The following is an 8,706-nucleotide window of genomic DNA, read 5'->3' on the forward strand; positions in this document are numbered from 1 at the left end:
GCGTCAGGCAGGCCCAAGACCGCGCCGACGACGCCGCCGCGTCGCCGAACGGCAACTCGTTCCCGACCAACGGCCGCGAGGTCGTCGTCATCAAGAACGCCGACGCCGCCAGTCGCACGTGCACCATCTCCTGTGAATAAGATGACGTGATCCGGAGGGGCGGAGGACGTAGTGACGCATGTGGGGGGACTCGCCCGTCACCGAACGATAGTGGTCGTGGACGTCGAAGGGTATGGGAGCCCGCGGAGAACGACGCCTCATCGGCTGGCAGTGCGTGCCGGGCTGTACCAGGCGCTGCGAACGGCATTCGACGACGTGAGTATTCCGTGGGACGACTGCCACGTCGACGACTGTGGTGACGGCGTGTTCTTTCTTGCGCCGGCAGAGATGCCGAAGGCGGTTTTTCTCGAAGAACTTCCTGGCGCGCTCGCGACTGCATTACGCCGGTACAACGCGTCCTGCCCGGAAGAGGAGCGGATCAGGCTGCGGATGGGCTTGCACGCCGGCGAAGTTGCTTACGACGATCACGGGGTGACGGCACCGTCCGTGATTCTGGCTTTCCGGCTCCTCGATTCGCCCTCGTTGAAGAAAGCACTCGCCGAGTCGCCCGGGATTCTCGCGCTGATCACGTCCTCGTGGTTCTTCGACGAAGTCGTGCGGCACAGTCGCCGGATCGATTCGGCGACGTTCAGACCGGTGAGCGTGGTCGTGAAGGAAACGAACACGACCGGCTGGGTGAGCCTGCCGGACTCACCCTATCCGGCTGTCTCTATGCGATCCGATGACCGGACGAGGGGAGCGGTTCCCTGCCAGCTCCCGCCTCTACCGCAGAGAATGGCCGGCCGGCAAGCCGAGCTCGCGGTTCTCGGAGGCTTGGAGGCCGACGGCGGGGATCCCGCCGTCGGCGCCCTGATCTTCGCATTCGCGGGTATCGGCGGAATCGGGAAGACCTGGCTGGCGTTACACTGGGCCTATCGGAACCTGGGTCGTTTCCCCGATGGTCAGCTGTTCGTCGACCTTCGAGGCTACAGTCCGGACGAACAACCTCTGCCTGTAGCGGCCGCGGTTCGCGGCTTCCTCGATGCTCTCGGTGAAGAGCCTGCCGATCTGCCGGTTGATCTCCACGCCCAGGCCGCTCGCTATCGTGCGCTGGTCAAGGGCAAGCGGATGCTGATCGTGCTGGACAACGCCTTCGACAGCGCACATGTCGAAGCCCTCCTGCCGAACACCCCGACCTGCACCGTGATCGTAACCAGCCGCAAGCACCTGACCGGCTTGCTAGCCAGGCACCGCGTCACTCATGTCCCGCTGGGAACCCTCTCGGCAGCGGATTCTCGTAACCTGTTCATCGAGCGGCTGGGAACGGCGCGAGCGGAAGCCGAGCAAGCAGCCGTCGAACGGTTGCTCGGCTACTGCGGCGGTCTTCCGTTGGCTTTGAGCATCGTGGCCGGCGGCGCGCAGGCACGGCCGCATCTTCCGCTGGCTTCGCTGGCCGCCGAGATCGACGATCTGGGTTTGGACGCTCTGGACAACGACGACTCCCGGGCGAGCCTGCGCGGAGTCTTGTCCTGGTCCACGGCTGCATTGGCCAAAGACGAAGTCGAAGTGTTCAGGTTGCTCGGCGTGGCGCCCGGTCCGGACATCGGCCTGCCCGCGGCGGCGGGCTTGGTCGGCCTGTCCGTAGCCGAGGTCAGGAAAAGGCTGCGGCGGCTGGAGCAAGCGTCGCTGGTGACGCAGGACGGCTCCGGTCGCTACCGCATGCACGACCGGGTACGTGAGTACGCCGTGGACGAATGTGCGGCCGAAGAGCGAGAGGTCGCGTGCCGACGAGTCGTCGATTTCTACCTGCACACCGCCTATGAGGCGGACAAGCGGTTGCGGAGCAGCGCTTCCCCGTTCGGCCTGGGACGCCCTGTCACCGGCAGCCGGCCACAGCAGCTGCCTGATCGCGCGGCCGCATTGGCCTGGTTTCACGCCGAGCGGACCGGTGCGCTCGCCGCTCAGCGCGTCGCCGCCGCATACGCGTGGCGCGAGCCTGTGTGGCAACTGGCCTGGTGTCTGTCCACCTTCCACTACCGGCAGGGGCACCGTCATGACCAGGTCGAGGCGTGGGAGGCCGGCGTCCAGGCGGCCGAGGAGCTCGCTGAACCGGCAGTGATCGCCCTGGCGCGGCGAAATCTCGGCAACGCGTACACTTTCGCCGAACGGTACGGCGATGGACAGGAGCAGCAGCAGCGAGTACTCCGCCTCGCGGAAGCGGCCGGTGACGTTGCCGAGCAGGGGCACGCGCACTATGCCCTCGCGGTGAACTGGGAACGCGCCGGTGACCTTCGACGTGCTCTGGAGCACGCCAGACGTGCCCGGAAACTGTTCACTGACCTCGGTCTTCCACTCCACGAGGCTGATGCGCTCAACGCGATCGGCTGGTACACGGCACAACTCGGCGACCACGATCGTGGGCGGCGCGCTTGCGAAGAGGCGATTGCCCTCTTCCACGGCCACCAAGATATCGACGGCCTGGCCGGAGCGTTGTCGAGCTTGGCGGGAATCGCCCAGCTCACCGGTCGCCATGCCGAGGCGGCCGAACGCTACGCGGAAGCTCTGGTGCTGTTCCGCGGCCTCGGACATACGCACGAGGTCGCCAACACGCTCGGTTCACTTGGGCACTCCCTGGTCGCCTTGGGACGGCGAGCCGAGGCAGATCAGGTCTGGGGTGAGGCGCTCGAGCAGTATCAGGCTCAGGTACGGTTGTCCGACGCGGAGCACCTTCGTCGTCAACTGACGCGCCTCATGGAGGCGAGAGCGCGAGAGTTCTGAATGGCCGTGTGAATCGCGACGCCGAAACAGTTGGCTGATGAGCGCACGATGACGAATCTGCGATTCGCCGTAGTGGGTCGCTGACTGAGAGTTTCAGGTTGCGACGTGCAAGGGCGGTCACTCTGCGCTACAGTGAGTGCATGATCTCCCCGAACACGGGAGATATCCCACGTATGGGGGTTCAAGTCCCCCCTCGGACACTTACCATAACCCCACATGTGCGGATCGAGATTAGCCTCGATCCGCACTTGTCGTTTACCGGGGTGGTAGGTGGCCTGCAGCTGGAGCTGGCGGTAGACCTCCCGTTTGCGGATCGGGTCGGCCGCGCTCAGCACCTTCCTGATGTCACCCAGCCGCTCGATGAGATCGCGGATCTGGTCTTTGGTCAGCCGCTCTTGCTTCGGCCGCACACTGACGCGTCCCTTCGCTTCAGCCCGTCGAGCCTGGGTCTCGGTGATCCATCCGGTGACCAGTTGCACGTCGGCTCCGGCTTCGAGCGCGGCGCGGTGTCGCTCGAGCGCGCGATCGCAATCGGCGATGACCTTCTCGGCAGCCGCGGCGGCGGGATCGAAGCCGAGGTCTGGCTGTGCGGCGTAGAGGGCGTCGATGGTGTCGTGCAGCCGGTGCGGGGCGAAGCTGATCGCGAGCCAGGCGTCGATGGGACCGAGGAGATCGCGTTCGGCCAGGTAGACGTTGCGGGGGTGTTCGGTCTTGTTCGCCAGGCCGTATTCGGTGGGGTAGCGGCAGCGGTAGAACGGCCGTTCGTGGTTGCGCTGGCCCTGCATCCGGCGGCTGCAGACCCCGCAGTGCAGGAGGCCGCTGAGGACGTAGGGGTGGCGGGTGCGGGTCCGTTCGCGGGTCTTGCGGCCGGCGCCCTTGGCGGCGGTGATCTCCTGGGCCTGTTGGAAGGTGTCGACGTCGATGATCGGTTCGTGGACGATCTGTTCGGAGAAGATCCACTTGTCGCGGGCGTTCCAACGCATCTTGGTTTCGTGGCCGAGCCCGACGTCCTCAACGTCGATGAGGACCTCGTCTTTGCGTTGCTTGTTCCAGACCTGCCGTCCGGTGTAGCGGGGGTTGGTCAGGATGACCCCGACCGCGCCCTTGGCCCACGCGACGCCGGTGCGGTGCCGGTTTCGGGCAGGGTCGTTGCTCGAGGGGGAGAGGATGCCGTCCTGAGTGAGGGCTTCGGCGATGGCGTACTTCCCGCGGCCGGCGATGTACTCGGCGTAGATGCGCTGCACGACCGGCGCGGTGGCGGGGTCGGGTTCGAGCCGATGCAACCGTTTGCCTTCAGCGGCTTTGGCCGGGTTGGGGTGTGGTCCGGCGTCGGCGAGCTGATAGCCGTAGGGTGGTCGGCCGCCGAGGAAGCGGCCTTCGACGGATGCTTGGGCGGCCATGGCGGCGCGGACGCGGATCTTGATCCGGTTGCGTTCGCCTTTGCTCATCCCGCCGAAGACGGACATGACGAGGTCGTGGGCTTCGGACTCCGGCTCGATCGCACCGCCTACCTCGGGCACCCACAGTCCGACGCCGTAGTGGACCAGCACGGGAAAGGTCAGGCCGTACTGGTTGCCGTAGAAGGCGCGCTGGGGTTCGCCGATGACGACGGCGTCGAACCCGCGGTCGGCGTCGCGCATCGCCGCCAGCAACCGGATCGCCTCAGGTCGGCGCTTCCAGGGAATCGAGCGGGACTGCCCGATGTCGAAGAATTCGGCGACGATCTCGCCGTGCTTGTCGACCAGAGCTTTCGCTCGGGCGAGTTGCCAGTTCCGGGATGCCTCCGGGTCCTGCTGGTCTTCGGTGGAGACCCGGCCGTAGAACGCGAACCGCATGATCAGGCCGCCTTGTCCGCGTCGAGCAGCAGCCGCAGCAGTGCACCAGCGGCACCCAGCGTCAGCTGCGGCGGGGACGTCGGCAGCAACACCGTGGGTGCGACGTCGTGGCGCTGACGACCAGGTAGAGGGCGAACACCGACGGCGTCTTGGCGCGCGGGCGGTCGTGAACGGCGCGGTGCTGCGCTTGATCGCGGAGAGGTATTCGGAGGAGTCGTCATGTCCGCCCCAGGGCCTGGTCGGTGTGCACGGATCGTCCACGACACCGTCGTAGCGGCAAGAGCGGAAGTACCCGCTCAGGTCGACTTCGACGATGCGTGTCTCGCCGACCAACTCCGCCTGGGAAGCAGCAAGGAGACATCACGACATCAAGTTGTAAAGGTCATCTGACCCATCGCCGTTTCGTCGCCATCCGGACAATGAAGCCCTTGCTCCGTGGCGATGGTCTGGGCCTCTGACCTGCGTGTTCGGGCGGCGCGAGGAGGTATCGTGACCCGGGTAACTCTTCCGTATCAGGGAAGTGCAAAATCTGACTTGACCAGCCTAAAGGCGCGCCATTGCAGGTCGCAGGCTTCTGTTCCTTCCCGTAGGGGCACTTTCGACATCGTTGTCTCAGTTTGCTGTCACCGAGCGATCGCCAGATAAATCCGACTGGCAGCACAACGCGTTCTCCTGACTGACCGGGCCATGGGGGCCCAGGTCATTGGTCCTGGGGCCCCATCGAGGTGGGCATGATCCAAGTTGGCGACCGCAGGGTTCGAGCCGCCGATAGACAATGCTCGATGGGCTTGCTGCTGCTCGTGGCCGGTCGCGAGACGACGGCGAACATGATCTCGCTGTCGACCGTGGCGTTCCTGAGCAATCCGGAGCAGCTCGCGATGATCAAGGCCGACCCGGGCAAGACACTCGACGCGGTCGAGGAGGTGTTGCGGTACTTCACGATCATCGACGTGGCGACGGCTCGGCTGTGCGTCGAGGACATCGAGGTCGGCGGGCAGCTGATCCGCGCCGGCGACGGCGTGCTGGCGCTCGGTTATTCGGCCAACCGGGACCCGCGGGCGTTCGAGAACCCGGACGAGCTCGACATCGAACGCGGCGCGCGCCACCACGTCGCGTTCGGGTTCGGGCCGCACCAATGCCTCGGCCAGAACCTGGCCCGGATGGAACGGCAGATCGTCTTCGACACGCTGTTCCAGCGGATCCCGACGCTGGCCCTGGCCGCGGACGTCGACGACCTGCCGTTCACGGACGACGCGAACATCTATGGCCTCTACCGGCTCCCGGTGAGCTGGTAGCGGACGAACTGCCAAAGCCAAGATGAAGGCCGGTGGCATGCCCACGACCTGGTGTAGGACTCGATTGCGGCCTTCTGCGCGCCATAGGTGGACATGTACGGCATGTGGCGCGCTCCGGCGATGCTGGAGCGTTGAGCGCTGCCGCGACGGCTTCGGTGGGAGGGCCAGACGCTTGATCAACGTGCCGTGGGTGCCCGGTCCGGCTCACTGCTCACGACAGTCCGGGGCGTCCGGCCACCGATGGAAACGGCGGCGGCCGCTCCTGCCAGGCAAACCGCGGACGTGATCAGGAAGATCGCGCGGTATTCGGTCAGCAGCGCCTCGCGGACCGCGCCGAGGTAGTCGGCGAGTGCTCGGTCGTAGGCCGGCGCGGACGGGAACAGGATCCGGATCGGCGGGTTCAGCGACGCGGTCAACGTGTGGAAGTAGTGCAGGCCGAAGGCGGACACGGCGGCGACGCCGACCAGCATGCCGGTCATCCGCGCGACCACGACCGCGGCCGACGCGACGCCGTGCTGAGCGGGCGGCACGGCACGCAGCGCGACGGCCGAAAGCGGGGCGATGACCAGGCCGAGCCCCAGTCCGGCCAGCGCCAGGTCGACGTCCAGGCGCGGCAGCCCCAGCACGGACTTGGCCGCGAGAACGTCGGCGGGCCAGCGGGACATCAGCAGGTAGCCGCCGGCCGCGATCAGCATCCCGGCGCCGGCGATCCAGCGTTCGCCGATCCGCGTGGCGAGCACCCCGCCGAGCAGCGCACCGACCGGCAGCGCGACCAAGAACCTCAGGAGGAGCTCGACACTGCCGCCGTCGTCGCGGCCGAGCAATGTCTGCGCGAACAGGTCGACGTCGACCAGCGTGATCATCAACGCCGCCCCCGCGGCGACGCTCGTCCCAAGCGCGGTGAGGAACGGCCGCAGCGACACGGTTGCCGTGTCGATGAGCCGGACCTCGGCGCGTGACTCCCACCAGAGGAACGCGACCAGGCTGAGCCCGGCGCCGATCAGGAACGGCACTCCCCACGGCGGCAGCACCTGCTCGCGCGGGTTCGGGTTGTCCAGGCCGACGACGAGCGACGCGAGCGTGAGCGCCAGCAGCAGGGCACCGCCGAGGTCCACGCGCGGCCGCACGGCAGGTTTCGTGCCGCGCACGGAAACCTGCACCGCGACGGCGGCCAGCAGGGTCAGCGGGACGTTCACCCAGAACACGCCGCGCCAGCCGGTCACGGCGGCCAGCCCGATGCCGTAGAGCGGTCCGAGCACGCTGCCGAGCTCCTGGGCGGCGCCGACGGCCCCCAGCACGGCGGAGCGGCGGTTCCCCGGCCACAGATCCGCGGCCAGTGCGAGGGTCACCGGAAGCAGTGCACCCCCGGCGGTCCCCTGGATCACCCGGCCCACGACCAGTACCGGCACCGTGCCGGCCAGCGCGGTGACGACCGACCCGGCGAGGAAACCGCCGAGGCAGGCCTGCAGCAGCAGCTTGCGGCCGAACCGGTCGGAGGACTGGCCGAGCAGCGGCATCGCGGCGACGTAGCCGAGCAGGTAGCCGGTGATGACCGGCGTGACGATCTCCAGCCGGTTCACCGGGATGCTCAGGTCGTCGATGATCTGCCGCAACAGCCCGACCACGACATAGGTGTCCAGCGCGCCGAGCAACACGGCGAGACCGCCGGCACCGACCGCGAGCGCGCGGCCGCCGCGCGGGCCGATCGGCTCGGTCACGCCGGTGCGGTCACGGTGACCGGCTTGTCCACGGCGGACAGTGTGACGTCCACGCTGGCGCCGCCCTGGTAGCCCAGCGAAGCCTTGACCGGCAGGTGGCCGCCGTCCTGGCGGAGCCAGAGGGTGGCGTTCGCGTCCGAGGACACCCCCGGCACCAGGGCGGCCAGCGCGTCCTTCGGCACCGTCCCGGTGACGCGGTACGTCGGGGTGCCGTCGACGTCTTCCTTCCCGTCCGTCTTCGGGCCCTGGACCGCGGACAGCACCTTGGGGATGCCGCGCTGCGGGTCGAGGATCGCGGACGGGTCGTAGATCGAGGAGCTCAGCGCCGCGGGGATCTGCTGGAACCCGCCGGTGGGCCCCTTGATGTACAGCGAGCCGTTCACCAGGACGAACTGGGCGTCGACGACCTGGCCCAACAGCTCCAGCGTGCCGGTGCCCTTCGCGCCACCGCCGTTGGCCTTGGTCAGGTCACCGTCGAGGCTGTGCACGCTCAGGCCTGGCACGGTGCCGTTGACCTTCAGCGTGAAGTGCGTGCTGGTGACGCCGCCCGCCGCCTGCGCGCTGTCCTTGAGCAGGGCAGCGGCGTCGGGCAGCGACGCGCCGCCGCCGCCGGAGGAGGAACAGCCGGTGACGATCGCCGCGCCCAGGGCCATCGCCGCGAGCAGGGTACGCCGCAGAATCATGCGTCCACCCTAGATCAGGAGCCGCACCCCGGGACAAACCGCCTCGTGATCGTAATGGAGTGACTTTCCGCGGATTCAGGGTTTTCCCAACGGAACCGGCCCTCCGCAGGAGAACGGCAATGTGCTGCAAAGGACGCAATGCGGTGAAAGGAGCTCGACCGGATGCTTTCTCGAATCCGCCATGCCGTAGATCCTCAAGGCTTGCTGACACTCGTTTCCCACACCCGCATCGCGCTCACCCCCTCTCGCGCGTGGTGGGGGGGGGGGGGGGCCCGGCCCCCCCCCCGCCCCCCCCCCCCACCCCCCCCCCCCCCCCCCCCGCCCCGCGCGCCCGGACGCGCCACACCCCCCCCACCAC

4 protein-coding genes and 1 pseudogene are annotated in these 8,706 nt (G+C 67.8%); 2 read left to right on the forward strand and 3 right to left on the reverse strand.

Annotated features, from left to right (window positions below; translation table 11 throughout):
- Positions 1-216 precede the first annotated feature (216 nt).
- Positions 217-2,817, forward strand: coding sequence for an ATP-binding protein (locus QQ657_RS15055; protein ID WP_284742745.1), 2,601 nt, complete (start codon positions 217-219; stop codon positions 2,815-2,817).
- On the opposite strand, the gene QQ657_RS15060 is transcribed toward QQ657_RS15055, so the two are convergent.
- Positions 2,775-4,652, reverse strand: a complete 1,878-nt coding sequence (locus QQ657_RS15060; protein WP_284742746.1) for a recombinase family protein — start codon at positions 4,650-4,652, stop codon at positions 2,775-2,777. The genes QQ657_RS15055 and QQ657_RS15060 overlap by 43 nt on opposite strands.
- A gap of 782 nt (positions 4,653-5,434) precedes the next feature.
- Between QQ657_RS15060 and QQ657_RS15065 the strand changes: the two are divergent.
- Positions 5,435-5,947, forward strand: a pseudogene (locus QQ657_RS15065) (cytochrome P450); the annotation flags it as partial.
- Positions 5,948-6,123: 176 nt separating this feature from the next.
- On the opposite strand, the gene QQ657_RS15070 reads toward QQ657_RS15065, so the two are convergent.
- Together QQ657_RS15070 and QQ657_RS15075 are read right to left on the reverse strand one after the other, a co-directional pair.
- Positions 6,124-7,665: an MFS transporter gene (locus QQ657_RS15070; protein ID WP_284742747.1), complete on the reverse strand. Its 1,542-nt coding sequence runs from the start codon at positions 7,663-7,665 to the stop codon at positions 6,124-6,126.
- Entirely contained in the window at positions 7,662-8,348 is a 687-nt protein-coding gene (locus QQ657_RS15075; RefSeq protein WP_284742748.1) for an LppX_LprAFG lipoprotein, read from the reverse strand. Before QQ657_RS15075 ends, QQ657_RS15070 begins: the two co-directional genes overlap by 4 nt.
- Between the last annotated feature and the right edge of the window lie 358 nt (positions 8,349-8,706).

It is taken from the genome of Amycolatopsis ponsaeliensis (assembly GCF_030182635.1).
Taxonomy (GTDB): domain Bacteria; phylum Actinomycetota; class Actinomycetes; order Mycobacteriales; family Pseudonocardiaceae; genus Amycolatopsis; species Amycolatopsis ponsaeliensis.

Coding starts and splice junctions, on each gene's coding strand:
- QQ657_RS15075 (WP_284742748.1), bottom strand. CDS start 8,348: ATGATTCTGCGGCGTACCCTGCTCGCGGCGATGGCCCTGGGCGCGGCG.
- QQ657_RS15060 (WP_284742746.1), bottom strand. CDS start 4,652: ATGCGGTTCGCGTTCTACGGCCGGGTCTCCACCGAAGACCAGCAGGAC.